This window comes from Priestia sp. TGN 0903 (assembly GCF_050846855.1).
Lineage (GTDB): Bacteria > Bacillota > Bacilli > Bacillales > Bacillaceae_H > Priestia > Priestia zanthoxyli.
The window spans coordinates 1-26984 of the sequence record NZ_JBOZGL010000006.1 but is presented as its reverse complement, the minus strand read 5'-3'; the positions used below and the strand labels follow the sequence as shown (position 1 = coordinate 26984).

At 37.9% G+C, this 26984-nt stretch carries 31 protein-coding genes, 1 rRNA gene and 1 riboswitch; of the genes, 16 read left to right on the top strand and 16 right to left on the bottom strand.

Features of this window, described 5'->3' with window-relative positions; genetic code table 11:
* Window positions 1–19: 19 nt before the first annotated feature.
* Window positions 20–544 (top strand): superoxide dismutase family protein, encoded by a 525-nt coding sequence (locus tag ACRPLY_RS19545; protein ID WP_033580466.1) that lies wholly within the window; start codon window positions 20–22, stop codon window positions 542–544.
* Between the two features lie 35 nt (window positions 545–579).
* Here ACRPLY_RS19545 and ACRPLY_RS19540 read toward each other — a convergent pair whose 3' ends face one another.
* Both ACRPLY_RS19540 and ACRPLY_RS19535 read right to left on the bottom strand, forming a co-directional pair.
* A complete protein-coding gene (locus ACRPLY_RS19540) occupies window positions 580–1752 on the bottom strand; it encodes a MalY/PatB family protein (RefSeq protein WP_099000355.1) in 1173 nt (390 codons plus the stop codon).
* 169 nt (window positions 1753–1921) lie between these two features.
* Window positions 1922–2770: an alpha/beta fold hydrolase gene (locus tag ACRPLY_RS19535; RefSeq protein ID WP_048021850.1), complete on the bottom strand. Its 849-nt coding sequence runs from the start codon at window positions 2768–2770 to the stop codon at window positions 1922–1924.
* 158 nt (window positions 2771–2928) lie between these two features.
* Between ACRPLY_RS19535 and ACRPLY_RS19530 the strand changes: the two genes are divergently transcribed.
* The 3 genes from ACRPLY_RS19530 (at window position 2929) to yugI (ending at window position 5198) form a co-directional block, all read left to right on the top strand.
* Window positions 2929–3429 carry an Lrp/AsnC family transcriptional regulator gene (locus tag ACRPLY_RS19530; protein ID WP_013059601.1) on the top strand — a complete coding sequence of 167 codons (501 nt, stop codon included), beginning with the start codon at window positions 2929–2931 and terminating at the stop codon, window positions 3427–3429.
* Window positions 3429–4589 (top strand): aminotransferase, encoded by a 1161-nt coding sequence (locus tag ACRPLY_RS19525; RefSeq protein ID WP_432232093.1) that lies wholly within the window; start codon window positions 3429–3431, stop codon window positions 4587–4589. The genes ACRPLY_RS19530 and ACRPLY_RS19525 overlap by 1 nt, the downstream gene beginning before the upstream one ends.
* 207 nt (window positions 4590–4796) lie before the next feature.
* On the top strand, window positions 4797–5198 hold the full coding sequence (gene yugI, locus ACRPLY_RS19520; protein ID WP_013059599.1) for a S1 domain-containing post-transcriptional regulator GSP13: 402 nt from the start codon (window positions 4797–4799) through the stop codon (window positions 5196–5198).
* 35 nt (window positions 5199–5233) lie between these two features.
* Here the strand turns inward: yugI and ACRPLY_RS19515 are convergent, their stop codons facing one another.
* Window positions 5234–5464: a DUF378 domain-containing protein gene (locus tag ACRPLY_RS19515; protein WP_013059598.1), complete on the bottom strand. Its 231-nt coding sequence runs from the start codon at window positions 5462–5464 to the stop codon at window positions 5234–5236.
* Window positions 5465–5684: 220 nt separating this feature from the next.
* Here ACRPLY_RS19515 and ACRPLY_RS19510 point away from each other — a divergent pair, with 220 nt between their 5' ends.
* The gene (locus ACRPLY_RS19510; protein ID WP_013085305.1) at window positions 5685–6848 is read left to right on the top strand and encodes an iron-containing alcohol dehydrogenase; all 1164 of its coding nucleotides are present in this window, start codon (window positions 5685–5687) and stop codon (window positions 6846–6848) included.
* A 44-nt stretch (window positions 6849–6892) separates the two neighbouring features.
* Here ACRPLY_RS19510 and mnhG read toward each other — a convergent pair whose 3' ends face one another.
* Genes mnhG through ACRPLY_RS19475 form a run of 7 tightly spaced genes read right to left on the bottom strand, consistent with a single transcriptional unit; the run spans window position 6893 to window position 12646 of the window.
* Window positions 6893–7255, bottom strand: a complete 363-nt coding sequence (mnhG, locus tag ACRPLY_RS19505; RefSeq protein ID WP_013085304.1) for a monovalent cation/H(+) antiporter subunit G — start codon at window positions 7253–7255, stop codon at window positions 6893–6895.
* Window positions 7239–7523, bottom strand: a complete 285-nt coding sequence (locus ACRPLY_RS19500) for a Na(+)/H(+) antiporter subunit F1 (protein WP_013059595.1) — start codon at window positions 7521–7523, stop codon at window positions 7239–7241. The genes mnhG and ACRPLY_RS19500 overlap by 17 nt, the downstream gene beginning before the upstream one ends.
* On the bottom strand, window positions 7524–8000 hold the full coding sequence (locus tag ACRPLY_RS19495) for a Na+/H+ antiporter subunit E (RefSeq protein WP_013059594.1): 477 nt from the start codon (window positions 7998–8000) through the stop codon (window positions 7524–7526).
* Window positions 8001–8006: 6 nt separating this feature from the next.
* Window positions 8007–9491: a Na+/H+ antiporter subunit D gene (locus ACRPLY_RS19490; protein WP_098112216.1), complete on the bottom strand. Its 1485-nt coding sequence runs from the start codon at window positions 9489–9491 to the stop codon at window positions 8007–8009.
* The gene (locus ACRPLY_RS19485) at window positions 9481–9822 is read right to left on the bottom strand and encodes a Na(+)/H(+) antiporter subunit C (RefSeq protein ID WP_013059592.1); all 342 of its coding nucleotides are present in this window, start codon (window positions 9820–9822) and stop codon (window positions 9481–9483) included. The genes ACRPLY_RS19490 and ACRPLY_RS19485 overlap by 11 nt, the downstream gene beginning before the upstream one ends.
* A complete protein-coding gene (locus ACRPLY_RS19480) occupies window positions 9822–10244 on the bottom strand; it encodes a Na(+)/H(+) antiporter subunit B (RefSeq protein WP_013085301.1) in 423 nt (140 codons plus the stop codon). Before ACRPLY_RS19480 ends, ACRPLY_RS19485 begins: the two co-directional genes overlap by 1 nt.
* Window positions 10241–12646: a Na+/H+ antiporter subunit A gene (locus ACRPLY_RS19475; protein WP_325077782.1), complete on the bottom strand. Its 2406-nt coding sequence runs from the start codon at window positions 12644–12646 to the stop codon at window positions 10241–10243. The genes ACRPLY_RS19480 and ACRPLY_RS19475 overlap by 4 nt, the downstream gene beginning before the upstream one ends.
* Before the next feature lie 214 nt (window positions 12647–12860).
* Here ACRPLY_RS19475 and ACRPLY_RS19470 point away from each other — a divergent pair, with 214 nt between their 5' ends.
* The 3 genes from ACRPLY_RS19470 to ACRPLY_RS19460 all read left to right on the top strand — a co-directional run bounded on the left by ACRPLY_RS19470 (window position 12861) and on the right by ACRPLY_RS19460 (window position 15209).
* Complete coding sequence (locus ACRPLY_RS19470; protein WP_014457923.1) at window positions 12861–13109, top strand: hypothetical protein; 249 nt, start codon at window positions 12861–12863, stop codon at window positions 13107–13109.
* A 245-nt stretch (window positions 13110–13354) separates the two neighbouring features.
* Window positions 13355–14704 (top strand): glucose-6-phosphate isomerase, encoded by a 1350-nt coding sequence (locus ACRPLY_RS19465; RefSeq protein ID WP_028412606.1) that lies wholly within the window; start codon window positions 13355–13357, stop codon window positions 14702–14704.
* 100 nt (window positions 14705–14804) lie between these two features.
* A complete protein-coding gene (locus ACRPLY_RS19460; protein ID WP_014457925.1) occupies window positions 14805–15209 on the top strand; it encodes a YugN-like family protein in 405 nt (134 codons plus the stop codon).
* A gap of 9 nt (window positions 15210–15218) precedes the next feature.
* Here the strand turns inward: ACRPLY_RS19460 and ACRPLY_RS19455 are convergent, their stop codons facing one another.
* The 3 genes from ACRPLY_RS19455 to cdaS all read right to left on the bottom strand — a co-directional run bounded on the left by ACRPLY_RS19455 (window position 15219) and on the right by cdaS (window position 17182).
* Window positions 15219–16007, bottom strand: a complete 789-nt coding sequence (locus tag ACRPLY_RS19455) for a potassium channel family protein (protein WP_014457926.1) — start codon at window positions 16005–16007, stop codon at window positions 15219–15221.
* 67 nt (window positions 16008–16074) lie between these two features.
* Entirely contained in the window at window positions 16075–16458 is a 384-nt protein-coding gene (locus ACRPLY_RS19450) for a VOC family protein (protein ID WP_014457927.1), read from the bottom strand.
* Window positions 16459–16555: 97 nt separating this feature from the next.
* On the bottom strand, window positions 16556–17182 hold the full coding sequence (gene cdaS, locus ACRPLY_RS19445) for a sporulation-specific diadenylate cyclase CdaS (RefSeq protein WP_028412605.1): 627 nt from the start codon (window positions 17180–17182) through the stop codon (window positions 16556–16558).
* Window positions 17183–17495: 313 nt separating this feature from the next.
* Window positions 17496–17598, top strand: a riboswitch (SAM riboswitch).
* 254 nt (window positions 17599–17852) lie between these two features.
* On the opposite strand from cdaS, the gene ACRPLY_RS19440 reads away from it, so the two are divergent.
* From ACRPLY_RS19440 to ACRPLY_RS19410, 7 genes are all read left to right on the top strand, one after another.
* Window positions 17853–18566 (top strand): phosphoadenylyl-sulfate reductase, encoded by a 714-nt coding sequence (locus tag ACRPLY_RS19440; RefSeq protein ID WP_028412604.1) that lies wholly within the window; start codon window positions 17853–17855, stop codon window positions 18564–18566.
* A gap of 19 nt (window positions 18567–18585) precedes the next feature.
* Window positions 18586–19665: an inorganic phosphate transporter gene (locus ACRPLY_RS19435; protein ID WP_028412603.1), complete on the top strand. Its 1080-nt coding sequence runs from the start codon at window positions 18586–18588 to the stop codon at window positions 19663–19665.
* Between the two features lie 52 nt (window positions 19666–19717).
* Window positions 19718–20869: a sulfate adenylyltransferase gene (gene sat, locus ACRPLY_RS19430; protein WP_014457931.1), complete on the top strand. Its 1152-nt coding sequence runs from the start codon at window positions 19718–19720 to the stop codon at window positions 20867–20869.
* Window positions 20870–20881: 12 nt separating this feature from the next.
* Entirely contained in the window at window positions 20882–21481 is a 600-nt protein-coding gene (gene cysC / locus ACRPLY_RS19425; RefSeq protein WP_014457932.1) for an adenylyl-sulfate kinase, read from the top strand.
* A 91-nt stretch (window positions 21482–21572) separates the two neighbouring features.
* Window positions 21573–22352, top strand: a complete 780-nt coding sequence (gene cobA / locus ACRPLY_RS19420; protein WP_014457933.1) for a uroporphyrinogen-III C-methyltransferase — start codon at window positions 21573–21575, stop codon at window positions 22350–22352.
* 13 nt (window positions 22353–22365) lie between these two features.
* Window positions 22366–23133: a sirohydrochlorin chelatase gene (locus ACRPLY_RS19415; protein WP_325077781.1), complete on the top strand. Its 768-nt coding sequence runs from the start codon at window positions 22366–22368 to the stop codon at window positions 23131–23133.
* Window positions 23114–23722: an NAD(P)-binding protein gene (locus tag ACRPLY_RS19410; protein ID WP_226556337.1), complete on the top strand. Its 609-nt coding sequence runs from the start codon at window positions 23114–23116 to the stop codon at window positions 23720–23722. Before ACRPLY_RS19415 ends, ACRPLY_RS19410 begins: the two co-directional genes overlap by 20 nt.
* 27 nt (window positions 23723–23749) lie before the next feature.
* Here the strand turns inward: ACRPLY_RS19410 and ACRPLY_RS19405 are convergent, their stop codons facing one another.
* The 3 genes from ACRPLY_RS19405 to ACRPLY_RS19395 all read right to left on the bottom strand — a co-directional run bounded on the left by ACRPLY_RS19405 (window position 23750) and on the right by ACRPLY_RS19395 (window position 26571).
* Window positions 23750–24427 carry an MgtC/SapB family protein gene (locus ACRPLY_RS19405; protein WP_013059577.1) on the bottom strand — a complete coding sequence of 226 codons (678 nt, stop codon included), beginning with the start codon at window positions 24425–24427 and terminating at the stop codon, window positions 23750–23752.
* Window positions 24428–24546: 119 nt separating this feature from the next.
* The gene (locus ACRPLY_RS19400; RefSeq protein WP_033580479.1) at window positions 24547–26133 is read right to left on the bottom strand and encodes an AMP-binding protein; all 1587 of its coding nucleotides are present in this window, start codon (window positions 26131–26133) and stop codon (window positions 24547–24549) included.
* A 243-nt stretch (window positions 26134–26376) separates the two neighbouring features.
* A complete protein-coding gene (locus ACRPLY_RS19395; RefSeq protein ID WP_013059575.1) occupies window positions 26377–26571 on the bottom strand; it encodes a hypothetical protein in 195 nt (64 codons plus the stop codon).
* 352 nt (window positions 26572–26923) lie between these two features.
* Here ACRPLY_RS19395 and ACRPLY_RS19390 point away from each other — a divergent pair.
* A 16S ribosomal RNA gene (locus ACRPLY_RS19390) occupies window positions 26924–26984 on the top strand; the annotation flags it as partial.

The following is a 26984-nucleotide window of genomic DNA, read 5'->3' as shown; positions in this document are numbered from 1 at the left end:
TATGCGATTGGAGGGCAACATGAAAAAACTACTACTCATTGGAACCGTGCCTTTTTTCTTGTTAACGGGGTGTATGGAAAAAGAAATATCCAATAAAGAAGTCAAAGTCTATAACGCAGATGGAGATAGCATCGGTACAGTCAAATTGAAAGAGCAGGCTGATGGAATTGAGTTTACGTACGATTTAAGCGGACTTCCACCTGGCGAACACGGCGTACATATTCATGAAATGGGGATTTGCAAAGCTCCTAACTTTAAAAGTGCAGGAAATCACCTTGATCCTGATAAAAAGAAACACGGACTGTTAAATCCAAAAGGACCACATTTAGGCGATATGAAAAATATTGTGGTAGAAGACGATCAGACGTATAAAGGAACGGATATGGTTCCTCAAGTCACGTTAAAAGAAGGAAAGACGTCTCTCGTTAAGCGTATGGATGGTTCCTCTCTTGTAATTACTGAACAAGGTGATGATGGAATGACAGAGCCATCAGGTAATTCTGGCAAGCGAATCGCGTGCGGAGTTATTTCAAAAAAACATTAAAAACAGCGTTCTTTCGTGAGAAAGAACGCTGTTTTTTACGTTAAAGCTATTTTTAAGCGATTTAATCCTTCTTGAAGTTGTTCATGTGAACAGCCAATGTTCAAGCGAATAAAACCTTTTCCATATGTGGAACTGTATTTTTCGCCTTTTTCTACGGCGATTTTGCCTTTTTCTAATAAACGTTCATGTAATTCTTCTTCTGATAAGTGCAGCTTGTTGCAGTCAATCCATAGTAGATAAGTTCCTTCCGGCTGAATGACTCGCAGTTCAGGTAAGTGTTCACTTATAAACCCTGTCACGAGATCTACATTTTTCTTCAGATACACAAGCAGTGCTTCTAGCCATTCGCCACCTTCGCTGTAAGCTGCTTCTAAACCAATGATTCCAAATGTATTTAAATTAGAGAAACCTTGTTTTTGCTGCTGCTGAACATACTGTGTGCGCAGCTTCTCATTTGGAATAATAATAGCTGAAGCTTGAAGTCCTGGTATATTGAATGTTTTGCTAGGGGCCATACACGTAATGGTTCGATTGGCTGCATCTTCACTCACCATGCTGATGGGAATGTGTTTATAAGAATGGTAAATTAGATCAGAATGAATTTCATCTGAAACAATTAATACATTGTATTTTTGACAAAGATCGGCAAGTTTTTTCAGTTCTTCTTTTGTCCACACGCGTCCTACTGGATTATGAGGACTGCAAAGAATCATTAATTTTACGCCTTCTGCAAATTTTTTCTCTAAATCTGCAAAATCAATTTCGTATTTATCGCCCGCAAGTTTTAACGGATTTTCAACAACTTCTCGATCATTTACCTCTATCATGTTGAAAAACGGAGTATAAACTGGAGGTTGAATTAAAATTGAATCTCCAGGTTCCGTAAATGCTTGAATAGCCATACTCAGGGCAAATACAACTCCTGGACTGTATGTAATCCATTCATGATCAATGGTCCACTGATGCTTGTTTTTTACCCAAGATGATAAAGCATTTGCCGTAGATTCAGTAGGGGAAGTGTAGCCGAAAATACCGTGTTTGACACGCTCATTAATGGTTTGAAGAACATTAGGCGGCGCTTGGAAATCCATATCAGCTACCCAAAAAGGCAGAACATCTTTTGCTCCAAAAACGAGATCCGTTTTGTCCCACTTTACGGACTGCGTACCTGTACGATTAATTAATTGATCAAAAGAAAAAGTAGACAATAAAAGTACCCCCTTTTTTAATATAATAGTTTGCTTATTTTTAATACGTTTGTCAACGAAGTTAACTTGTGAAGTCAATAAAGAAAGTGGGAAAATTGGCTGAAGCACCACTAATAAATTTTTTATTAAAGTTAGCGCCTCGTGTGAAATATATGAACTCGCTCCGTCATTATTGAGACAGGGCTTTTTCACCGTACAAGAAATCGACCATATGAGACTGCACAATGTCGGGACACTCTTCTGGTAAAAGATGTCCAATTTCCTTTAACGAGATAAAGGTAGAGTCTGTCAAATCATCTTTTAATTTACGTCCGAGATGTAAAGGGACAACTCGGTCTTCTTCTCCCCAAATGAGTAAACTTGGTTTTTTTATGTGCTGCAAATCCTTTGAGGAGAGGTCTCCTTCTCGATCACGAATCATTCTTGTCAAAGCCATAAACGTACGGTCATCCAAAAAGGGTTCAGTATAGCCATCAATCATTTCTTCGTCGATTAACTGATGATCAAATACGACATTTTGCAAGTTACCTAATACACCTTTGCGAGACAGCCACGTTTTTACCCACAGATAAAAGAAGGGAACATAAGAAGACATGACCAACCCATAATGTGAAGGGCCTAAATAAGCTGAGCTGCACAGAAGAACGAGTTTTGATACACAAGAAGGCTTTAATTTTGCTACGTTTAAACAAACCTGTCCTCCCATTGAGTGTCCCGATAGTACAACATCTTTCAATTTTAAGTATTCAATCAACTCGATGACAATTTTGGCTAAGTTTTTATACGAGTATTGAAAGGTTAACGATTTTTCACTTCGCCCAAATGGCGGAAGGTCCAGCGTAATGATAGAAAACGTATCTTCAAATAAAGGAATTAAACGCCGAAAGCTAAAACTGGATGATAAAAAGCCGTGAATAAATACAATAGCTGGTTTATCAGGGTGATAGTTATGGCATTCGTAGTAAACATTGACGCCATTAAAAGTACGCTGGTGGCAAGTAATTTTAGAGTCAGTCAATTTGTTTCACTCCATCTTTTTCTTTCTAGTCTGTCCTAATTTCCAGCAATCTATAAAATGAAACTCAATTACCGGTATAGATTTCACATTAAAGATGTGTTTAAATTTGATATAATGGAAAAAGTGAAAAAATTTAATCGGTGTAGGAGGGGAACGCGGTGTTCTTAGAAGAAAAAGAGTTAGAAATTTTAGAAATTCTAGAAAAAAATAGCCGTATTTCAATAGATAGTATTTCAAAAATGGTGGATTTAACGTTTGAAGAAACCTCTAATATTGTTAAAAAGTTAGAGAGAGAAAAAGTAATTGTGCAATATTCAGCTGATATTAACTGGAGACGAGTAGATGGACATGAGGGCGTCACAGCTATGATAGATGTAAAAGTTGCACCAAAGCGAGGAGTAGGCTTTGACGAGATTGCGGAGCGCATCTATCGTTTTCAAGAAGTAAAATCCGTGTACCTAATGTCAGGAGCATATGATTTGTCTGTTATTATTGAAGAAAAATCAATGTCTGAAGTAGCATTTTTCGTTTCTGAAAAGCTTTCTACGCTAGACTCTGTTTTATCTACAACGACTCACTTTATTATGAAAAAATACAAGCACGATGGTACCATCTACGATCAAGGCGATGAAGATCGCAGAATCGTGGTGTCTCCGTAATGAAAGAGCGCTTGTCAACAACTGTACAACAGCTGAAACCTTCAGGTATTCGCCGCTTTTTTGATTTAGCAGCAAGTATGGATAACGTCATCTCTCTTGGAGTAGGTGAACCTGATTTTGTCACATCTTGGGCTGTTCGAGAAGCGAGTATTTTATCGTTGGAAAGAGGATATACCTCTTATACAGCAAATGCGGGGCTTTTAGAGCTCCGCTTTGAAATTATGAAGTATATGAAAAGAAATTTTAACATCTCGTATGATTATAAAGATGATATTATTGTGACCGTTGGAGGAAGTCAGGCTTTAGACATTACAATGCGAGCTTTGATTAATCCTGAAGATGAGATTATTGTCGTGGAGCCAAACTTTGTGTCTTACAGTCCGTTAATTTCTCTAGCAGGAGGAGTTCCTGTGGCAATTGAAACAACGGCGGAAACAGAGTTTAAACTACAGCCTAGACAGATTGAAGAAGTCATTACAAGCAACACGAAAGCCCTTCTTTTATGTTCTCCTAATAATCCAACAGGAAGTTCGCTATCTAAAGAAGAGTTGCAGGCTATTGCAGATATTGTAATCAAGCATGACTTGCTTGTTATCACGGATGAAATATATGCAGAATTAACATATGATGAAGAATTTACATCTATTGCTTCTTTAGAAGGAATGAAAGAACGAACTATTATTATTTCAGGCTTTTCTAAAGGGTTTGCTATGACTGGATGGCGTCTTGGGTACATATGTGCACCAACTGAGATTGCTAAAGCAATGCTGAAAATTCATCAGTATACAATGATGTGCGCGCCTACCATGGCCCAGTATGGAGCAATTGAAGCACTACAAAACGGGCAGCATGACGTAGAAGAGATGAGAAAAAGCTATCGCAGAAGACGGAACTATATGGTGAAGTCATTAAATCAAATTGGTCTGGAATGCCATTCTCCCGGAGGAGCGTTTTATGTGTTCCCGTCTATCAAGAAAACGGGATTGTCATCGGAAGAATTCGCTGAGCAGCTTTTGCTTGAAGAACGAGTAGCCGTCGTGCCAGGCAATGTATTTGGAAAAGGTGGAGAGGGACATATTCGCTGTTCATACGCCTCTTCAATGGAATCATTAGAAGAATCCATAAAACGGATTAGCCGTTTTGTTGAAAATAAGTTATAATAAAAATAAGATATTATGTCATATCGTATAGACGGTTTGATATAATATCTTTTTTGCTATGATGAAATGTAGTGTTAGTTTATATTTGTGACGAAATTGGTAAATAATAAATATAGTATAACTACTTTTTGATTCAATCTATGAACTGTGCTATAATTTTAAATTGGCTATAATGGTGAAAATAATAAGGTATCTAGGAGTGTTTATATGTCAAAATTTGAAATCGGTACTGTTACAAAAGGTAAAGTAACAGGAATTCAACCATACGGTGCATTCGTTGCATTAAATGAAGAAACTCAAGGATTAGTTCATATCTCAGAAGTAAAACATGGCTTCGTTAAAGATATTAACGAACATTTATCAGTAGGAGACGAAGTAAACGTTAAAGTTTTATCTGTTGATGAGTCAACTGGTAAAATTGGTTTATCTATTCGTGCAACTGAGCCAGCTCCAGAAAAAACTGAAGCTTCTGCACCTAAAAAACCTGCTAAAAAGCGTCAAGGTCAAGCAACAGTTCATACTGAATCTACTCAAGGATTCAACACATTAAAAGAAAAATTAGAAGAGTGGATTGAGCAATCAAACCGCGAAGATCTAATTAAGAAATAAGAAAAAAAGAAGGATAGCTTAGCTATCCTTCTTTTTTAATGTTCCGTTCTAGGTTCTGTACGCTCTACTTCAGCAGAAGGTTTAAATAATAGACCTAGGTTAATCAGTCCTGCGATTCCAACCAATCCATAAATAATGCGGGAGAAAGCAGATGTTTGACCGCCGAAGATTGCTGCTACTAAATCAAATTGAAAAAAGCCAATAAGTCCCCAGTTAATTGCTCCAATAATCGTTAATACGAGCGCAATACGTTGAATACCACTCATGATGAACCCTCCTTGTTTTGTAGTTCACTTATTAGCCTGCTTTTTTTAGAGGGAAATATGCATATTTGCTTTTGGAAGATACAGACAAATAAACGTTCATTTGGATGGGGTGAGCATCTAGCCAACAGGGAATAATCTTTAGGAAGTCAATTTTCTTTACAATCAAAAAGTTGTTCTTCATAATGATGCATGTAATCAAGCTCGTAAGGAGGAGTTTATAGTGAACAATTTTACATTTTATAATCCTACAAAATTAATTTTTGGTAAAGGTCAATTAGAGCAATTAAAAACAGAAGCAAGTCGCTTTGGTAAAAAGATATTATTAGTATACGGTGGAGGAAGTGTAAAACGCAGCGGTTTATACGATCAAGTAATGGATGTACTGAATGACATGAATGCAGAAGTACATGAGTTAGCGGGAGTAGAACCGAATCCTCGTCTGACAACTGTTCGTAAAGGAATCGATATTTGTAAAGAAAACGGTATTGAATTTTTACTTGCAGTAGGTGGAGGAAGCGTAATCGATTGTACAAAAGCAATCGCAGCTGGCGCAAAATATGATGGCGACGTATGGGACATCATTAACCGCGACGTATTCGCAGCTGAAGCTCTTCCATTTGGAACAGTGCTAACATTAGCAGCAACAGGTTCAGAAATGAATGCTGGTTCTGTTATTACAAATTGGGAAACACAAGAAAAATACGGCTGGGGCAGTCCGGCAACATTCCCTCAATTCTCTATTTTAGATCCGGTTAATACATTTACTGTACCAAAAAATCAAACAGTTTATGGCATGGTTGACATGATGAGCCACGTATTTGAACAATATTTCCATGCTGCAACAAATACGCCGCTTCAAGATCGCATGTGTGAAGGTGTGCTACAAACGGTTATTGAAACGGGACCAAAATTATTAAACGACTTAGAAAACTACGAGTTACGTGAAACGATTTTATATAATGGTACCATCGCATTAAACGGTATGTTACAAATGGGACACCAAGGCGATTGGGCTACTCATAATATTGAGCATGCGGTATCAGCTGTATATGATATTCCACATGCGGGTGGACTCGCAATTTTATTCCCGAACTGGATGAAACACGTAATGGATGAGAACGTAGATCGCTTCAAGCAAGTAGCTGTACGCGTATTTAACGTAGATACGGAAGGTAAGACAGATAAAGAAGTAGCACTTGAAGGTGTGGATAAGCTTCGTGAATTCTGGTCAAGCCTAGGTGCACCAACTCGCTTAGCTGATTATGATATTGGCGAAGACAAATTAGATCTTATGGCTGATCGTGCGATGGCCAAAGGTGAATTTGGTAAATTTAAAAAATTAAACAAAGAAGATGTACTAGCAATCCTACGCGCTTCTTTATAAGATTCTCGATAAAAAACGCCGTGCAAACCGCACGGCGTTTTTTTTTATTCATGATGGGTAAGCTTTTTCTGCTGTTTGGTTTTCAAATCATCCCGAACGGTTTTATCAGAAAGAGGAACTCCGCTGTAATAAGCTGCTCTTCCTAGTAAATGCCCAGCAATAGGAGAGGTGATAAACACAAAGACAATCGCTAAAATTAACCGTGCACTAATATGGCCAGTGTCAATCCAAAAGTAGAGTAAGCAGCCCACTAATATAAACAGGACGCCTAAGGTAGCACTTTTGGAGGCAGCATGACTTCTTGTGTACGTATCAGGCAAACGAATAAGCCCAATCATGGTCACAACTGTCAGAAGAGACCCTATGAGTACCAAAGCTCCTACAATGATTTCACTGATCACGTTCATATTCAATCACTTCTCCTTTCTCTAAAAACTTAGAAAAAGCAACGGTACCTACAAAGGCTATGATGCCTAGCAGTAAAATGACTTCGAAAAAAGCCTGAGTTCGAAAAATAATCGAGATGATGGCCGTGATAGCAATGATGTTAATTCCAATAGCATCAAGGGCCATTGCTCGGTCAGCAGTTGACGGACCTTTTACCACTCGGTAAACAAACCCAATAGTTGAAGCAGAAATGAGAATGAGCGAAACGTTTAGAAAAATATCGAGCATTTAACGACTCACCTCCATAATAGCTTTTTCGAATGTTTGCTGAATATCTGTAATAATGTCATCAATATCGTCGGTATTGATTGCATGAATATAGATAGTAGAATTGTCATCTGACACATCCATTACCAGTGTGCCTGGCGTTAGCGTAATTAAAAGAGAAAGAATGGTAATTTCCCATTCACTCTCCAGACGGGTTGGCATTGCAAAGATGGCTGGCTGAATATTTAATTTAGGGCGCAATACGTCTTTCGTCACTGCAATATTGGCTTTGAATAATTCTCGTATGAAAATAAACAGCAGCTTAATGATCGCATACACTTTATGCAGGTAAAAACGTCTGTGAAAAAAACGGCGGAAAACAAACAGCAGTACCGCTCCCCAGAAAAATCCTATAATAAAAGAAGGTAGTGTCCAAATCCCTCTCAAAAACATCCATGTGAATGCAATGATTACGTTTAATAATAGTTGAAATGACATGCAGATCTACTCCTTTAACACCGATTGGATATAAATTGAAGGATCCATAAGCGTTTGAGCGGCTGTCGACACATAAGGAATAACAGCTTCTGCACCTAGTCCTAAAAAGACAGAAACAGCAAGTAAGATAGCGGATGGGTATAGAATACCTTTAAGGGATACTTTTTCATGCTCAGAAGAAAGCGTAGGTTCACCCCAGAAGCAGCTCATGAAAATCTTAATGGCAGAATATAAAACGAGCAGGCTTGAAACGAGTAAAACTCCTACAAACGTGTAGCTCTCTGATTCTAAACCGCCTTGAACTAAAAGGAATTTTCCAATAAAGCCGCTTAGGGGAGGAATTCCTGCCAACGAAATAGTAGCGATAAAAAACATCCAGCCAAGCAGCGGATAGTCTTTAATTAACCCACCCATTTTCTTTAATTTTGTTGTTCCAGTTATTCGAATGATGCTTCCAGCAAGAAGGAAGAGAGCTGCTTTAATAATCATGTCGTGAATTAAATAATAAATGGCTCCTTCAAAACCTGCTTTTGTTGTTAAAGTTACACCGTAGACAATGACTCCCACAGCAATAATAATATTATAAATTAAAATTTTATTCACATCCGAATAAGCAATGGCGCCTACTGCACCAACAACGATAGTCAAAAGCGCAACGTAGCCGATAATTTGATGAGTAAATTCAGGATGATGGTAAAACAGTAAAGTGAAAGTCCTGAAAATCGAATAAACGCCTACTTTTGTGAGCAACGCACCAAACAATCCGATAATAACGGGTGGAGGCGCACTGTACGAACCTGGAAGCCAAAAATACATTGGGAATAAAGCTGCTTTTAATGCAAATACAATAAATAAAAGCATGCCAATGGTTGTTAAAATTCCCGGCTGATTAGCCTCTGCAATTCGCTGCGAAAGGTCTGCCATGTTGAGAGTTCCTGTTACGGCGTACAAATAAGCAACAGCAATTACAAACAAAGCAGATGAAATGACATTGACTAAAATATACTTAAGAGACTCTCGAAGCTGTTCTTTTGTACCGCCAATTACAATAAGAGCGTACGAAGACATAAGCATGACTTCAAAAAAGACAAATAAGTTAAAGATATCACCTGTCAAGAAAGCGCCAAATACGCCTACTAATAAAAACTGTACAAACGAATAAAAGTAAAAGCGTTCACGTCTTTCGCCAATTGTATGAAAAGCAAAAAGAACGCAGCATAGTGTTACGATACTAGCAGTAAGTACGAGAAGGGAAGCGAACATGTCCGCTACTAGAATAATTCCAAAAGGAGGTTTCCAGTTCCCAAGCTCATGAGTTAAAACACCTTTTGATTGAACCAACTGTACCAAATATGCAGCAAAAGCAGTGGTGGTGATTAATGATAAAACACTGATTATCCTTTGAAGTTTAATATTGTCTTTGAAAAAAATGAGCACAACACCTACAACAAACGGGATAAGCAGTGGGATGATTACAAAATTACTCGTCATGTTCATTTCCCCTTAACTTGTCCATATCGTCTGTTCCGAGTTCTTGATAAGCCCTGTAAGCTAGTACAAGGAAAAAAGAAGTGACACCAAAGCTTATGACAATGGCAGTTAAAATAAGGGCTTGAGGTAAAGGATCTGTATAAGAAGAAGCCTTTTCTCCCAAAAGGGGAACACTCCCCCCTTTTAATCCGCCCATCGTTAAAATCAACAGGTGAACACCGTGGCTTAATAAGCCTGTTCCAATAATAATTCGCAGTAAACTGCGGGATAACATGAGATATACAGCGGCAGTGAATAGAATCCCTGCCACTATGGACATTAATATTTCCACTATTCACTCTCTCCAATCGTTTGAATAATGGTCATCGTAACACCAACAACTACTAGATATACGCCTAAATCAAACAGTACAACGGTAGCTAAAGATGTTTTCCCGAGAAGGGGAAGGTTAAAGTAGCTATATGTGTGAGTCAGAAATGGGACTTTGAAAATAAATGACCCAAGCCCCGTTAAAATAGCTAGCAGCAGTCCAGAGGCCGCCACCTTCTTATAGTCAAATGGGATGACTTTCGATACCGTTTTTATATCGAAAGCCAGCAGTAGTAATACAAGGGCTGCTGAGGTAGTAAGTCCCCCAACAAACCCTCCCCCGGGTGTATAATGACCTGCAAAGAAAAGATGAATGGCAAAAATGATAATAATGAACGTGACTACTTTCGTTGTGGTTTGTAGTATCAAATCATTTTTTTTCATTTTTCTTCCTCCTTTGTTAACCGAAGACGAATCATGCCATAGATAGCAAGAGCTGCTATACAAAGTACGGTAATTTCAAATAATGTATCAAATCCGCGGAAGTCCACAAGGATTACGTTCACCATGTTTTCGCCGCCTGCTTTTTCATAGCTGTTTTCAATAAAGTAATGTGAAATCGATTCAAATAGTTTTGTACTGTTTGCTGATATGCCAAGCAATGTAACGGTCGTTCCTACAAGAAGGGCAACCAGTAAATTTGGCAGTTGAAACTTCACCCTTACTTTTCGCTTCCGAAACTCCGGCAAGTAGTAGAAACATAGTAAAAACAGTGATACGGATACAGTCTCAATAACTAATTGAGTCAAAGCTAAGTCAGGAGCGCGGAATAATACGAAAAATAAAGAAAGCGTATACCCGACAACTCCCAGCGAAATAATGGCTGTGAGGCGTGATTTTGCCAATAAAGTTGTAATAGTAGCCGCAACCATTACAACTGCTAGTATGGCTTCATAAACGCCGATAGAAGCAGTATCTTTTAGATCAATCGCAAAGGCATTCTGAGAAAAGAGCGTTACGAGAAGTAAAATGCCTATGAAAGTAAAAATGATTAAAAGATAGTCTCTAATAAATCCTGTCATTAATGTTTTCATGATGCGCGTTGAGCCTTTTTCCATCCCTTTAATGCCATAATTATATCCGTTATTAAGCGTTAAAGAAGAAGGGAATCGTGTATAAATTTTTGACCACTTTTGAAGCGTCATAAACAACAAAATACCAAATGTGATGACCCCTAGCGTCATAAATAATTCTGGCGTAAAGCCGTGCCAAAATTTAATATGCACTTGATATTCTTTACCTTCAGCTAGCAGGCTAGGTGCGATAGAGGCCATTGTTGGCTCAATAAGGGTTGATTCTAATAAATTAGGAGCAAAGCCAAAAATAACAACCAATGATGCTAAAATAACCGGTGAAATCAGCATGCCTACTGGTGCTTCATGCGGCTTCTTCTCCAACTTTTCGGGCTGGTATTTGCCTGTAAAGGTTTTAAAGACAAGAATCATACTATAGACGAACGTAAAAATACTTCCCACCCAAGCGATGATAGGCAGCAAAATTCCCCACGTCTGCATGCTATACATATCCATTTTTGTCACGTTTACCATGCCTGTAAAAAACATCTCTTTACTTAAAAATCCGTTAAAGGGAGGGAGACCTGCCATTGAAAATCCCCCAATGATAGCAATGGTAAATGTGACAGGCATGAAGCTCATTAACCCGCCTAACTTTCTAATGTCACGCGTGCCTGTTTCATGATCGACAATGCCTACTACCATAAATAAGCTGCCTTTGAAGGTAGCGTGGTTAATCAAATGGAAAACTGCTGCAGTAAGAGCCACTAAGTAGATATTATCGTCTAAAAAATCATAGTGAATAGCTGCGCTACCTACTCCTATAAGTGACATAATCATCCCAAGCTGACTAATTGTTGAAAAAGCTAAAATCCCTTTCAAGTCTTGTTGCTTTACTGCTGAAAACGAGCCCCAAAACAGTGTAATTAGTCCTATGATTGAAATAACAAAAAACCAAGTGGCGCTTATAGCAAAAACAGGGCTGAGTCTTGCTAAAAGATAAATTCCCGCTTTTACCATTGTAGCTGAATGAAGGTATGCACTCACTGGGGTTGGAGCTTCCATTGCATCTGGCAGCCAAATATGAAAAGGAAACTGAGCAGATTTTGTAAAGGCCCCTAATAAAATGAGGACTAGAGCTGGAATAAATAGATGACTTGATGTAACCACATCTACGTTTGAGATAATTTCGCGTATGCTGAAAGTACCTGTCATGACGTATAAAAGTACAATTCCTGCTAATAGGGAAAGTCCTCCGAATACGGTAATGAGCATAGATTTTAAGGCTCCGTATTGAGATTTCTCTCGTTTGTACCAATAACCAATCAATAAAAAAGATGAAAGGCTTGTTAATTCCCAAAAGCTGTAAAGACTCATTAAATTGTCTGATAATACAACTCCTAGCATAGATCCCATAAAAAGAAGCAAATAGACATAAAACGAATGCAGCGCTTCTTTTGTCTTAGAAAGATAATAAATGGAGTAAAGAATAACAAGTGTCCCAATTCCGGTGATTAACAGAGAAAATAGAAGACCGAGTCCATCCACATAAGCATCAAAGTTAATGCCCAGACTAGGTATCCATTTCATTGAATGTAGATATGTTTCCCCCTTAGAAACACCACTGATATATTGTGTGAAATAAATGAACAACACAAGTGGAAGAGGTAAAACGAACCACCCTGTATGAATACGCTGGAATTTCCTATACAGAAGCGGGACAAAAAAGGCTAATAAAAAAGGCGATAAAATCACCAAGTGCAACCACGACAAAAGACAAACCTCCTTGTGATATTCAATTCTGTAACCGATTATATAATAATTTAATTATGCATGCATCCATGCTAATTCTTAGTATCAGCAGAATTTTCAAGGCTTATTAAATAAATAGAAACTCGTCACAAAATCCATAAAAAAAACATAAAAAAATTTTTTTCGACGTATAAAAATCATGCGAAATTGTCACTCTAAGAGTGAGGTGATGGAAATGTATAGGAAACAAATAGCCATCAGTTTTCTCATTTTTACCGCACTATGTATGAGTGGATTTGTGCTAAATAATCACTTGGAAATGAAAGAAGAAAACAGGATGCTAATCACTTCTAAAAGTGAAGCTGAAAATTCCATATCAATAGACTCTTCCCTGTTAAAAGCCTCTTATAAACCGAGACAATATGTAAAGATAGGTGAAATGAACTATATTGCACCATCCGGTAAGCAAATAAAAAACGATTGAAGACCACTCTTTAGTCGTTTTTTATTTGCTTATTATTTGCGTCATCGTGCATGAATTCCGTTCTGTAATCAAAGAACATTAGTTGACTTCATAACGGAATTTATCGTTAAATAAAAGGGTACATACAATGATTGCAGTTTCAACAAACTATAATGATTGTGTCAAATTGTAAGTGGATTCACTTGAATTCAGCTAACAGTTTCGATAAAGTGGAAAATAAAGATATTTTAATGGAGGAACAGACTATGACACATGTTCGTTTTGATTATTCAAACGCGTTATCATTTTTTGGTGAACATGAACTTACATACTTACGTGATGCCGTGAAAGTAGCTCACCATTCAATTCATGAAAAAACAGGTGCTGGGAACGACTTTTTAGGATGGGTAGACCTTCCTACGGAGTATGACAAAGAAGAATTTGCACGCATTCAAAAAAGTGCAGAAAAAATTAAATCTGATTCAGATGTATTAATTGTTATTGGTATTGGAGGATCTTACTTAGGTGCTCGTGCTGCTATTGAAATGCTTCAGCATTCATTCTATAACACATTATCAAAAGAACAGCGTAAAACTCCGCAAGTTATTTTTGCTGGTAACAACATCAGCTCAACATACATGAAAGACTTAATGGATGTTTTACAAGATAAAGATTTCTCTATTAATGTTATTTCAAAATCTGGTACAACAACAGAACCGGCGATTGCTTTCCGTATCTTCCGTAAATTATTAGAAGAGAAATACGGCAAAGAAGAAGCACGCAAGCGTATTTATGCAACAACAGATAAAGCGCGCGGCGCATTAAAAACATTAGCGGACGAAGAAGGCTATGAAACATTTGTTATTCCAGATGATGTAGGCGGCCGTTATTCAGTATTAACAGCAGTTGGCTTATTGCCAATTGCCGCTGCAGGTCTTGATATCGAACAAATGATGAAAGGGGCAGCTGATGCTCAAGAAGCATTTTCATCATCAGAGCTAGAAGAAAACGCAGCTTATCAATATGCTGTAGCTCGTAATGTTCTTTATAATAAAGGAAAAACAATTGAAATGCTGATTAACTATGAGCCAGCTCTTCAATACTTTGCTGAGTGGTGGAAACAGTTATTTGGTGAAAGTGAAGGAAAAGACCAAAAAGGTATTTACCCTTCATCTGCTAACTTCTCAACGGATCTTCATTCTTTAGGTCAATATGTACAAGAAGGTCGTCGTGATATTTTTGAAACAATTGTACAAGTTCAAGATTCTCGTCATGAGCTAACAATTGAAGAAGATGCAGCGGACTTAGATGGACTAAATTACTTAGCTGGGGAAACAGTTGACTTTGTAAATAAAAAAGCGTTCCAAGGTACAATGCTTGCTCACACAGACGGAGGCGTTCCAAACTTAGTTGTAAACATTCCGGCGCTAGATGAGTATACGTTTGGATATGTTGTATACTTCTTCGAAAAAGCATGCGCAATCAGCGGCTATTTACTAGGAGTAAATCCGTTCGATCAGCCTGGAGTAGAAGCATATAAAGTAAATATGTTTGCTCTTCTTGGAAAACCTGGTTTTGAAGAGAAAAAAGCAGAATTAGAAAAGCGTTTGAAATAAATAAAAAGTTCACCTTCTTGTTAGAAGGTGAACTTTTTTGCTTTTGAGATAAAGGATAAAAAGCTGGAAAAAGGACATGTTAAAACAGAGGAGGGATAAGATGATTGAATTATCTTCAAGATTAGACGGCACATTATTCAAGCTTTATGAATTAGAAAAAACGCTTAAGCCGCTTGGGTATAACATTGGAGGAAATTGGGATTATGATCATGGTTCATTCGACTATAAGATGAACGATGAAGTCGGCTATCAGTTTTTACGTATCCCGTTTACAGCTACGAATGGAGAACTGGATTCTAAAGGAACAACCGTACAGATTGGTACGCCATTTTTACTTTCACATAAGTATCAAATTGGCCTAGATGACAATGTTCACAATGGAAACGTGGGTGCTTCATTTAATCAGTTTGCAGAACCCCAAGACGCAGACGCTTCATTTCCAGAAAAGTATATCAGCTTAGGAGAAGAGCTAATTAGAGAGGCAGAAGAGGCGCTGCTTCGGTAATTGAAGGGACTATTCTTTTCTTAAACTCTCTAATTTTTTTACAAAAATATGTTCGTACATGACCTGACTAATCAACTCGTTTGTTTTAATCATTTCATTTACCCCCAAATTTTGCGCATTTTGAATATGCTTTTTTGTTAACAGTTCAACGATGCTGTAAATAGAAGGGTTCAGTCCTTGCAGAGCGACTAGCGTAACAATAGTATTCATGTCTGCATATTCTTCTGTCTTATGCTGATCCGCAGTAATCAGCACTTTTTTTGCGTACCGAGCATTAGCAAGTTCTAATACCTCATAGTGAGAGGGACTTCCTTTAATAAAATGAACGCGATCACAGATCATGGGGTTTTTAGTCAAAGAGTCGTCGATAAGAACAATGTCTTCTTTATGAAATGCGTCGCGATAAGACTCTAACACGAGTTTGGCGCGCTCATTCCACCCCACAACGATGAAGTGATCTTTTCCATAAAACTTTAAATTTCCTTCCAGATAAGCGCTCTCAGCGGAAACAGCAATTTTAGAAAGCGTGACAAAATAAGTAGTAATAAATCCCGTTCCAATGAGGACTAAAATAATTGCAGCTAACCTTCCAATCGTAGTGGTGGGAGCAAAATCACCGTACCCTATAGTAGAGATTGTAATAATAACCCACCAAATTCCTTCAAACACATTCCCAAACGTTTGCGGCTCTAGGAAATGTATAAGCATGCCGAAAAGTAAAACAAGGCAGCCGATAATAAAAAGAAGCCGCACTAAAATAGAACGACGAAAAAGTCGAAATAATAGCCATTCCATCATAAAAATACCTCCAGTGATTAGTCATAGCCACAGTATGACCATTTTTCACTGAAGGTATAAGATATCTTTATCTTTTTACTTCGTAATATTCAATCCATTCTTTGTCTGGACCATAGAAAAATAAGTATCTTGCTCCATTTGGCAAAGTTACAATGTTTTCTTCCACAAATGAAACGCCTGCTGATTTTAAACGCTCAAACTCCTCTTCAATTCCATCTACTGCCAGCGCAAAATGATGAACTTTACCTTCATTAGGTAAGCTTGAGTTATACCCTTGAATTAACTCTACGATTACATTGCCTTCTAAACCTAGAAAAGCTAGCTTCAAAGACGGATCGGTATGTGGTAGTGTTTCGATGAGCTCTAATCCCACCTTTTGTGTATAGAACTCAATAGATTTTTCTATATCCTTTACTTGAACGCCTACATGTTCAAATTTTAAAATTGCCATATGCATCACCCGTATCTATAGTATGTAAAAACTATGAAATATATTAAAGAGAAAGGATATAGAAGTCAAGATAGGGCTGCTTATTAGGAAAGGGCTCTTAAATCATATTTTTGCTGGAGTGAATAGGGTAGAGGCTTCCATCAAGCGCAAACGAAATTTTGCCTGTTTCTTCAGATACAACTAAAATTAATGCATCCGATTTTTCTGACATTCCAATGGCTGCACGGTGACGTGTTCCCAATTTTTTGTTCGTTGAAATAATAGACGAGAGAGGTAAAACATTAGCAGCCGAAATAAGCTGATTATTTCTAATTAGGACAGCTCCGTCATGTAAGGGTGTCCCTGGATAGAACAGTGTCTCAACTAGCGTAGCGCTGACAGGAGCTTGAATAGGCATTCCTTTTTGAATAAGAGGATCAACATTTTGTTCCCGTTCAATGACAATTAAAGCGCCGTGACGTTTCTCAGAGAGGTTATGAATAGCTAGGGACAGAGCAGCGTATTCAAATGTATAAGGCGATAAGTAATGACGCAAGTAATAAGAGGCGGCCGTAGCTTGAACATCTTGAAATAACCTTCTCATCTCCTCAAAATCACATAGGATACAATGATCACTCGTGTCTAAATGTTTAATTAAATTAGAGGCTTCAGTTGAAATCTGCTGTAAATATGTTCGTACATTATTTTTAATTGTATCGTCTAATTGAAAGGGTTGTCTCTCCATCTTATATAGCTCCTATCTGTCAGTCAGTGTTATCTGTAATGTGTGCTAATGTGGGTGAATTATCCGTAAAGCTTATAAATCCGCTATTAATTTTATAGAGAGATTTTGCGTTTTATTTAGCAAGAGAACATCAAAAGTTGGAGAAAAAAGAAAGCGTTTTATAAACTGATATGTTCACATTTGGGTCAAATTTACATATGTTGTTTTAAATAAAAGTATAGATATTTCTGTGAATTTAAAGTATAGTTTTCTTATCGGATATATGATTTTTAATGTTGACAAATATTCTAAATATGCTAAAATTTTTAAAAAATGCTTATCAAGAGTGGTGGAGGGATCTGGCCCGCTGAACCCCGGCAACCTGCTTAGCAAGGTGCTAATTCCAGCAAAGTGTGTATCATTTTGAAAGATAAGGTGAAAATTTATTGCCTACCCAGTCTTTCAATACGGAAGACTTTTTATTTTGATATAGCGCAAGCGATAATTTGAGAAGGGAAACCAATGACTGTAAACCCCGACTTAAAACAAATTTTTGAACACGCCGAAGTAAAGTAAGAATTAAATAGTTTCGCTGACTAGACACACTAGAGGCGGTTTTATCCAATTCTAGTGGGTAAAACCGTCTTTTTTTATTGGATAACGCGGATAACTAAGAATTGGAGTGGAGAAAATGGCAGACTTATATACGTACGAAAACTGGAGCGATACATTTCCAGAGTTCGACAGTAAAGATGAAACAAAAGGAGCCCTTTCAGCATTGCAGTGGGCGTATGATACCTACGGAGATTCAATTATTTATGCGTCAAGCTTTGGGATCGAAGGAATCGTGTTAATTGATTTAATTTCAAAAGTGAAAAAAGACGCTGAAATTGTCTTTTTAGATACAGGTGTTCATTTTAAAGAAACATATGAAGTGATTGATGCAATTAAAGAACGCTTCCCTGATTTACGTATTCATATGAAAAAGCCGGATTTAACTCTTGCAGAACAAGCTGAAAAACATGGAGATGAGCTTTGGAAGAGTCAGCCTAACTTATGCTGTCAAATTCGAAAAATCATTCCGCTAAGAGAATCCCTTGCTCCTTATGATGCGTGGATTTCTGGTTTGAGACGCGAGCAGTCTGAGTCTCGTGCCAACACGAATTATTTTAATAAAGATGAGAAATTCAAGAAGGTGAAAGTTTGTCCGTTAATTCATTGGTCATGGAAAGAAATTTGGCGCTATGTGTATAAGCATGATTTGCCGTACAACAAACTTCATGATCAAGGCTACCCAAGTATCGGCTGTGAGCCCTGTACCGCACCTGCCTATAATGTAGACGATTTACGTTCAGGAAGATGGGCAGGTACACAAAAAGTTGAGTGCGGATTACACGAATCTTAAATACGAAAGAGCTGAATAAATGATGCTTTTATATGTTGCCTTTATCATTGCGCTTTTTTTTGCAATGAATATTGGGGCAAGCGGTGCAGCAGCTGCTATGGGCGTTTCATACGGCTCCGGTGCAATTAAAAAGCGAAGAGTGGCCCTGTTCATCTGTGCTGTAGGAATTGTGCTCGGAGCTGTTACCGGAGGCGGTGAGGTGGTAAAAACCATCAGTTCAGGTATCATACCTGAAAAACTGCTGTCAGTAGAATTAGTTATTATCATTCTGGCTGCTGCAACGCTGTCACTCTTTTTCGCGAATTTGATTGGTATCCCTCTATCAACAAGTGAAGTAACAGTTGGCTCAGTTGTTGGAGTAGGAGTAGCTTATCAATCTCTGTATGTAGAAAAACTTTTAATTGTCATGTCTTTTTGGATTATTGTTCCGCTAGTTTCATTTGTCATTGCTTTTTTGATTGGGAAAGTGATAAAACGCAGAGCGCATAAAAAAGAAGCAGAGGGAAAGTGGAAAAGAGTTTTAACGATTTTAGTTATAGCGACGGGATTCTTTGAAGCCTTCTCAGCTGGAATGAATAATGTGGCAAATGCTGTCGGTCCTCTAGTAGGAGCTGGGTTAATGGATGCTACAACGGGTGTCATAGCAGGAGGATTGGCGGTGGCACTCGGAGCTCTTTTACTAGGAGGCCGAGTTATTGAAACAAACGGAAAAAAAATTACTCGCTATTCTGTAGGGGAAGGCTGCATTATTTCAGGTACTGGTGCTTCTCTTGTTACAGCAGCTTCACTGTTTGGTTTGCCAGTACCGCTTACACAGGTCACTACGTCTTCTATTATTGGGATAGGCGCAGCGAAAACGGGATTTACGAAAGAACAGCGCGAAGTGGTCATTCAAATGTTAAAGGTTTGGGTGGTATCCCCTGTATTTTCACTCGTAATCTCATATGTTCTTGTGAAATTAGTACTTGAAAGCGACTTATATTCATTTGTGGTGCTAGCTAGTGGCTGCATTGCCACAGCAGGTGTTCTAAGCTTAGCTAGAACGACTAGAAGAAAAAGAGCAAGCTTGCAGTCGGAAAAAGAAAAAATGACTGCGTGATTCAATTGCTTTTTATTATATTGTGTTAATTACTTAAGGAGGATTTTACAAAATGACAACAATTCAAGCACACGGTGGAGAATTAATTAATTTATATCAACCAACATATGACTACACTTCACTAACAAAAGAAATTGAAGTAGACAACATGGCTCTAAGTGATTTAGAACTAATTGGAATTGGTGCTTACAGCCCAATTACAGGGTTTTTAGGAGAAAAAGATTATCAATCAGTTGTTGAAAATATGCGTCTAGCAGATGGAACTGTATGGAGTATTCCTATTACTCTTCCCGTAACAGAAGAGCAAGCTAAAGAATTAAACATTGGCGACAAAGTAAAACTAGTTCAAAGCGGTGTGACATATGGTGTTCTAGAAGTTTCTGAGGTATATACGCCAAATAAAGAAAAAGAAGCGGAAAATGTGTACCGCACAGCAGAACTTGCCCACCCTGGTGTGAAGAAAATGATGGAACGCCCAAATGTATATGTAGCAGGTCCAATCGTACTTGTAGAACGTACACCTAAAACGCGTTTTGAAAAATATTACCTAGATCCAACTGAAACAAGAGCAGCATTTGAAGAACGCGGTTGGAAAACGGTTGTTGGATTCCAAACTCGTAACCCTGTTCACCGTGCGCACGAATATATTCAAAAAACGGCATTAGAAATTGTAGACGGCCTGTTCTTAAATCCTCTTGTAGGAGAAACAAAGTCAGATGATATCCCAGCAGATATCCGTATGGAAAGTTATGAAGTACTTTTAGAGAACTATTATCCTAGCGATCGTGTAGCTTTAGCAGTTTTCCCTGCCGCGATGCGTTATGCTGGACCTAGAGAAGCGATTTTTCATGCAATGGTTCGAAAAAACTTTGGATGCACGCATTTCATTGTAGGTCGTGATCACGCTGGTGTTGGTGACTACTACGGAACATATGATGCACAAAAAATCTTCAGTAACTTTACAGCAGATGAATTAGGAATTACACCTTTATTCTTTGAACACAGCTTCTACTGCAAGAAGTGTGAAGCGATGGCATCAACGAAAACGTGCCCTCATAGCAAGGAAGATCATATGATTCTATCTGGAACAAAGGTACGTGAAATGCTTCGTAACGGAGAAGTGCCACCAAGCACATTCAGCCGTAAAGAAGTAATTGAAGTGTTAATTAAAGGATTAGCAAAACAAAAAGTATCTTCAAAATAAGGAGCGGTTGAAGTGAGCAAATCAACAAACATTACGTGGCATGATGCTGGAATTACAAAAGAGGAAAGACGCGAGCAAAATAATCATCACAGTTTTGTATTATGGTTTACAGGTCTTTCGGGTTCAGGTAAATCTACCGTAGCAAACGCAGTGGCAAAAGCGCTTTTTGATAAAAATATTCGCAACTATGTATTAGATGGTGACAATGTTCGGTTCGGCTTAAATAAGAATCTAGGGTTTTCTGCTGAAGATCGTACAGAAAATATTCGCCGTATCGGTGAGGTTTCTAAGCTATTTGTAGACAGCGGTCAAGTGGTACTAACAGCATTTATCTCTCCATTCCAAGAGGACCGCGCTCAAGTGCGTGAGATCTTAGAGGGGAATGAATTTTTGGAAGTATACGTGGAGTGTCCGTTAGAAGAATGTGAAAAAAGAGATCCAAAAGGCCTTTACAAAAAAGCAAGAAGCGGAGAAATTCGTGATTTTACAGGAATTGATTCTCCGTATGAGTCACCGGCTAACCCTGAATTAACAATTAATACAAGCACACAGTCTGTAGAAGAATGTGTACAAACTGTTATTGAATATTTAGCTAACCGAAAATTTATCTAAATGACAGCGGACTTTGTCCGCTGTTCTAATTCAACTTGAAATTTGGGAGCATTGCGGAGACGTGGAAATGATGGAAGGGTGAAAGGCATTCATGGGGAAAGTATATCTAGTCGGTGCAGGGCCGGGAGATCCAGATTTAATTACATTAAAAGGGTTGAAAGCAATTCAGCAAGCAGATGTTATCTTATATGATCGTTTAGTGAATAAGGACCTGCTGGAGTATGCTAAAAGTGATGCAGATATCATTTACTGCGGAAAGCTTCCAAACTATCATACCCTCAAGCAAGAAACAATTAACAACTTTTTAGTGAAATTCGCTAAAAAAGGAAAAATTGTAACGCGCTTAAAAGGCGGAGATCCATTTGTTTTCGGACGCGGAGGGGAAGAAGCAGAAGCTCTCGTGCAGCAGGGCATTTCATTTGAAATTGTTCCAGGAATTACATCAGGCATCGCAGCTGCTGCTTATGCAGGAATCCCTGTCACTCACCGGGAATACAGCGCAAGCTTTGCTTTTGTAGCAGGCCATCGTAAAGATAGCGAGCATGATGCAATCAAATGGGATAGCCTAGCCAAAGGTGTAGATACTCTTGCAATTTATATGGGGGTGCGGAACTTACCGTACATTTGCCAACAATTAATGAAACACGGAAAAACTTCAGCTACGCCAATTGCATTGATTCACTGGGGAACATGTACGGACCAGCGCACTGTAACTGGAACTCTTGGTACAATTGTTGATATTGTTAAAGAAGAACAAATTGAAAATCCAAGTATGATTATCGTTGGTGAAGTTGTGAATTTTCATGACCGATTAAATTGGTTTGAGAAGACTGGACAGCATTACTATTCGTTTGCACAAGAAGCTTACTAAAGAGGTTGATTATATGGATGCAGTTTTATATGTTTGCCATGGCAGCCGCGTAAAAGAAGGCGCTGATCAGGCAGTTGCTTTTATTGAAAGATGTAAAAAAAATCTAGATGTACCGATTCAAGAAGTTTGTTTCCTAGAACTAGCTTCCCCCACTATTGAACAAGGATTTGAAGCGTGTATTGAACAAGGTGCTACTCGTATTGCAATTGTGCCTCTTCTGTTATTAACAGCTGCGCATGCAAAACATGATATACCTGAAGAAATACACAAAGTATATGAACGTTATCCCCAGGTAGAAGTGTTGTACGGAGAACCGTTCGGCGTGGACGAACGAATTGTTGATATCTTGGTAGAGAGAATCAATGAAACCAATGTGGATAAGCTTGAAGATTCAATGGTATTGTTGGTCGGCAGAGGAAGCAGTGATCCTGCTGTAAAAAAAGATTTTAATGAAATAGCTCAACTGCTAAAAGGTAAAGGAGCTTTTAAAGAAGTGAGCACATGCTATTTAGCTGCGGCTTCCCCTAATTTAAAAGAAGGCCTGCACCTTGCGAAACAAACTTCGTATAAGCAAGTATTCGTTCTTCCTTACCTTTTGTTTACCGGTATTTTAATGAACGAAATTAAGGAAGAATTGGAGCAGTTATCAACAGATGACCAGCAGTTTATCTTAGCCAACTACCTAGGTTATCATGATGGACTTGCACGCATTTTAAGTCATCAAGTAAAAACGTTATTATCGAGCAAAGGAAATCAATACGATGTATACCGTTATGCTTGATTTAAAGGATCGTTCGGTCTTAGTAGTTGGAGGCGGAACAATCGCAACTCGTAGAATTAAAGGTTTTTTACAAGAAGGAGCAGCCATTACAGTGGTTGCTCCAACTGTTTCATCTCAAATAAATGAGTGGGAAGCTAAAGGTCAGCTGTGTGTAAAAATAAAAAAAGTAGAAGTAGAAGACTTACTTAATGTTTTTTTTATTGTTGTAGCTACAAATGATAAAGCTGTGAACGAGTTTGTTAAGCAGCATATTAAAAATGATCAGTTGGTTAATATGGCCAGCAGTTTTTCCGATGGAAATATTCAAATTCCTGCACAGTTTTCTAGAGGGAGATTATCGCTAGCAATATCCACAGATGGCGCTAGTCCTTTGTTGACAAAACGAATAAAAGAAGAATTATCTTCGAATTATGATGAGAGTTACACACAGTATACACAGTTTTTGTACGAATGCAGAGTTCTTATCCACAGATTGAATGTGTCAAAGAGCCGTAAACATGAGTTGTTAACAGAAATTATCGATGATCAATACCGGCTGTCTCTAGTAAAACAGAGGGAATTTTTACAACAGATTGAAAAATATAAATAAAAAAACGGCCAATTGGCCGTTTTTCATTTATACATTTTCAACTTCAATGCTACGAATACCGCTGATTTTTTGAATCTCGTAATACACTTCTGTAGTAGGACGCTGATTATTAACTGACACTTTCATACGTATATATAATTCATTGGTGTCTAAATCTTTGATTCGAATATTTTTTATTGTAATATTCTTTTCTCTAATGCTGTTAGTTGTATCAAAAATATTGTGCTTATCAGCCAGCTTAAGTTGAAGAATAAGCTCTTTCTCGCGCAGTTGCCTAGGCCCTAGAATAGTAATAAGGAAAGGGAGAAGTTCAACGCTGATGATGAGCAGTACAACTCCGGTAATGGCTTCGGGATAAAACCCTGCACCTACAGCAATACCTATACCTGCTGCCCCCCAGATAATAGCGGCTGTTGTAAGCCCAGAGATGCTGTCATTTTCTTTTCGTAAAATAACACCCGCTCCTAAAAAACCAATTCCAGAAACAATTTGAGCAGCCAGACGAAGCGGGTCCATTGTGATATGATCACCTTTATTAAAAATTTGAGAAGACTCAATCGAAACAATCGTGAGTAAACAGCTAATAATGGAAATTACGAGAGATGTTTTTAAACCAACAGGCTTTCGTTTTAGTTCCCTTTCAATTCCAATAATAAGACCAAGTACAGCAGAAATACCTAATTTGAGCAACATTTCATTTTCCATTATTTTCACCTATTTCAATAGACATTGTTGTTTATATCTGTATGAAAGAAGAAAAACAGATATGTATCAGTATAGTAAACTTTTCTTCATAATGACAGGTGAAATTCGAAAAAATCTGATTATTTATAAAGCGCTACGATCGTTTCTTTTAATTTATATTTTTGAATCTTGCCGGATGCCGTCATGGGAAAGTCGTCTATAAAATAAATATGTTCGGGAATTTTGAAATGAGCAAGCTTACCTTTGCAAAAGTCTTTGATTTCTTGAGCGGTAAGAAAAGAATCTTGCTTGAGTTTAATGCATGCAGCAACTCGTTCTCCATACTTTGGATCAGGAATACCGACAATTTGCACATCTTCTACCTCGGGTAATCTATATAAAAACTCTTCAATTTCTCTTGGGTAAATGTTTTCTCCACCTCTAATAATCATATCTTTTAGACGTCCTGTAATTTTTACATAGCCATCTTTATCGATGGTAGCTAAATCTCCTGTATGTAGCCAGCCCTCTACAATTGTTTTTTCTGTTTCTTCCGGCATTTTGTAATATCCTTTCATTGTTAAATATCCTTTTGCACAAAGTTCTCCTTGTTCTCCAAAAGAAGCTTGTTTACCTGTAATTGGATTAATAATTTGAATCTGTACATGATCATGTACTTTGCCAACCGTTTGTACTCGCCGCTCGATAGAATCAGTTGGGGTTGTTTGGGTGATTACAGGAGATGTTTCGGTTTGACCATAGGCGATGGTAATTTCGCTGATACCCATGTCATTTATGACTCGTTTCATTACTTCTGCTGGACAATTAGAACCAGCCATGATTCCTGTGCGAAGAGTAGATAAGTCATATTGATTAAACTCAAGTGCATTTAATTCCGCAATAAACATAGTTGGTACACCGTGAAGCGCTGTACATTTTTCTTTCTCTACGGTGCGTAAAACAGAGGAAGGCTGAAATTCAATAATCGGTAGCATAGTAGCACCTACGGATACGCATGCTAGAACGCCCAGTACACATCCAAAACAATGAAAGAAAGGAACTGGGATGCATAAGCGGTCTTCGTTAGTCAGTTTCATAGACTGAGCAACTAAAAAGCCGTTATTTACTATATTATGGTGACTTAGCATAACTCCTTTTGGAAAACCTGTTGTTCCGGAAGTATATTGCATATTGATAACTTCATGGATATGTAGGGATTGCTCATACTTATCGAGCACCTCATCCGATACCATTGAGCTACTCATTAAGAACTCGTTCCAAGAAGTATGTTCGCTTGATTCACTTAAGTTTATAAGATGTTTTAGATTGGGAAGATTATGTTCAATACCGGTGATAATAGACGTATAAGAAGTGCTTTTAAATTCATCAATGAAAAATAGCGCTGCTGTATCAGAATGCCTCAATACATACTCTAATTCAGAGGATTGGTAGCTTGTATTAAGGGTAACCAAAACAGCGCCTATTCTAGCTGCTGCGAATTGCAGAAGTAACCATTCCGGCACATTTGTAGCCCAGATAGCGATATGATCGCCTTTTTTGAGACCGGTGGCTAGAAGTGCCTTTGCAACTCGAGAGGTTTCTTGATAAAACTCTGCGTACGTATAGCGAATATTTTGTTCAGAGTAGATAACCGCTTCTTGATGCCCAAACTTTTTTGTACTTTCTTTTAAAAGTTCTCCAACCGTTACTTCAAGCAATGGTTTCATTTGGTTTCCTCCTTGAATAATGTTAAAGTATATATGAAAGCGTTTTCTAAAAGTAGTTTATCAAATTTAAAGAAAGTGTTCCAAAAAATCATTCGACAAATTCCTTCACTGTCCATCGCACGTATGAAGAAGGGGGGAGCTGAGTTTATCGTATTGATTTCAATAAGTAAGTATACCGAATGCGAATATTGTAATAAAATAAAGAAATGTCTCCTTATTATAAGAAGACAACGTAACATCATGTTAATAAAGAATGGTATAAAAATATGAAGTAAACAAACAAAAAATCATGCTGAATGTTGAAAGTGAAATAAATGAAAGGCCGTTGACTTTGCCTTCTTTATTAGACATTTGAATTGATTCCCAATAAGCAAGTGAAATTAAGAGAATAGACATACAAAAGGACAAATAGAGTGCAGCTGCAATTAAGGTATCCAAGTGAACGCCTCCTTGGCGGATAATGATTTAATAGACATTATGCTAGCTTAGGTCTAGATATGCTAGTATCTATTAATTGGCTAACGTTTCGTGTACAAGAAAATAGTTTTTAAAAATATATCGAAAAACTATTGCACAATAAAAGAAGGCATGGTATATTATTAAATGTCGCTAAGATGAACTGCTAAAGCAAACATCGAAGTGATAAACAAATAAAAAACTTGTTGACAACTAGATTGCAACTTGTTATGATGGTAAAGTCGCTTAAGAGCGGCGGTTGAACTTTGAAAACTGAACAAAGCGACAAACGTCAACGTTAATTTTTATTTTTTAAATGAGCAAGTCAAACATTTCTTCGGAGAGTTTGATCCTGGCTCAGGATGAACGCTGGCGGCGTGCCTAATACATGCAAG

Bases quoted from the DNA above. Each gene is read 5' to 3' on its own strand.
- ACRPLY_RS19495 (WP_013059594.1), bottom strand. From the start codon at position 8,000: ATGTCATTTCAACTATTATTAAACGTAATCATTGCATTCACATGGATG.
- ACRPLY_RS19545 (WP_033580466.1), top strand. From the start codon at position 20: ATGAAAAAACTACTACTCATTGGAACCGTGCCTTTTTTCTTGTTAACG.
- ACRPLY_RS19410 (WP_226556337.1), top strand. From the start codon at position 23,114: ATGTATACCGTTATGCTTGATTTAAAGGATCGTTCGGTCTTAGTAGTT.
- yugI (WP_013059599.1), top strand. From the start codon at position 4,797: ATGTCAAAATTTGAAATCGGTACTGTTACAAAAGGTAAAGTAACAGGA.
- cobA (WP_014457933.1), top strand. From the start codon at position 21,573: ATGGGGAAAGTATATCTAGTCGGTGCAGGGCCGGGAGATCCAGATTTA.
- mnhG (WP_013085304.1), bottom strand. From the start codon at position 7,255: ATGAACGTGATCAGTGAAATCATTGTAGGAGCTTTGGTACTCATAGGG.
- ACRPLY_RS19500 (WP_013059595.1), bottom strand. From the start codon at position 7,523: ATGCTCGATATTTTTCTAAACGTTTCGCTCATTCTCATTTCTGCTTCA.
- ACRPLY_RS19415 (WP_325077781.1), top strand. From the start codon at position 22,366: ATGGATGCAGTTTTATATGTTTGCCATGGCAGCCGCGTAAAAGAAGGC.
- ACRPLY_RS19515 (WP_013059598.1), bottom strand. From the start codon at position 5,464: ATGAGTGGTATTCAACGTATTGCGCTCGTATTAACGATTATTGGAGCA.
- ACRPLY_RS19490 (WP_098112216.1), bottom strand. From the start codon at position 9,491: ATGACGAGTAATTTTGTAATCATCCCACTGCTTATCCCGTTTGTTGTA.
- ACRPLY_RS19480 (WP_013085301.1), bottom strand. From the start codon at position 10,244: ATGAAAAAAAATGATTTGATACTACAAACCACAACGAAAGTAGTCACG.
- ACRPLY_RS19465 (WP_028412606.1), top strand. From the start codon at position 13,355: ATGACACATGTTCGTTTTGATTATTCAAACGCGTTATCATTTTTTGGT.
- ACRPLY_RS19440 (WP_028412604.1), top strand. From the start codon at position 17,853: ATGGCAGACTTATATACGTACGAAAACTGGAGCGATACATTTCCAGAG.
- ACRPLY_RS19405 (WP_013059577.1), bottom strand. From the start codon at position 24,427: ATGGAAAATGAAATGTTGCTCAAATTAGGTATTTCTGCTGTACTTGGT.
- ACRPLY_RS19400 (WP_033580479.1), bottom strand. From the start codon at position 26,133: ATGAAACCATTGCTTGAAGTAACGGTTGGAGAACTTTTAAAAGAAAGT.
- ACRPLY_RS19435 (WP_028412603.1), top strand. From the start codon at position 18,586: ATGATGCTTTTATATGTTGCCTTTATCATTGCGCTTTTTTTTGCAATG.
- ACRPLY_RS19450 (WP_014457927.1), bottom strand. From the start codon at position 16,458: ATGGCAATTTTAAAATTTGAACATGTAGGCGTTCAAGTAAAGGATATA.
- ACRPLY_RS19455 (WP_014457926.1), bottom strand. From the start codon at position 16,007: ATGATGGAATGGCTATTATTTCGACTTTTTCGTCGTTCTATTTTAGTG.
- sat (WP_014457931.1), top strand. From the start codon at position 19,718: ATGACAACAATTCAAGCACACGGTGGAGAATTAATTAATTTATATCAA.
- ACRPLY_RS19460 (WP_014457925.1), top strand. From the start codon at position 14,805: ATGATTGAATTATCTTCAAGATTAGACGGCACATTATTCAAGCTTTAT.
- cdaS (WP_028412605.1), bottom strand. From the start codon at position 17,182: ATGGAGAGACAACCCTTTCAATTAGACGATACAATTAAAAATAATGTA.
- ACRPLY_RS19525 (WP_432232093.1), top strand. From the start codon at position 3,429: ATGAAAGAGCGCTTGTCAACAACTGTACAACAGCTGAAACCTTCAGGT.
- ACRPLY_RS19470 (WP_014457923.1), top strand. From the start codon at position 12,861: ATGTATAGGAAACAAATAGCCATCAGTTTTCTCATTTTTACCGCACTA.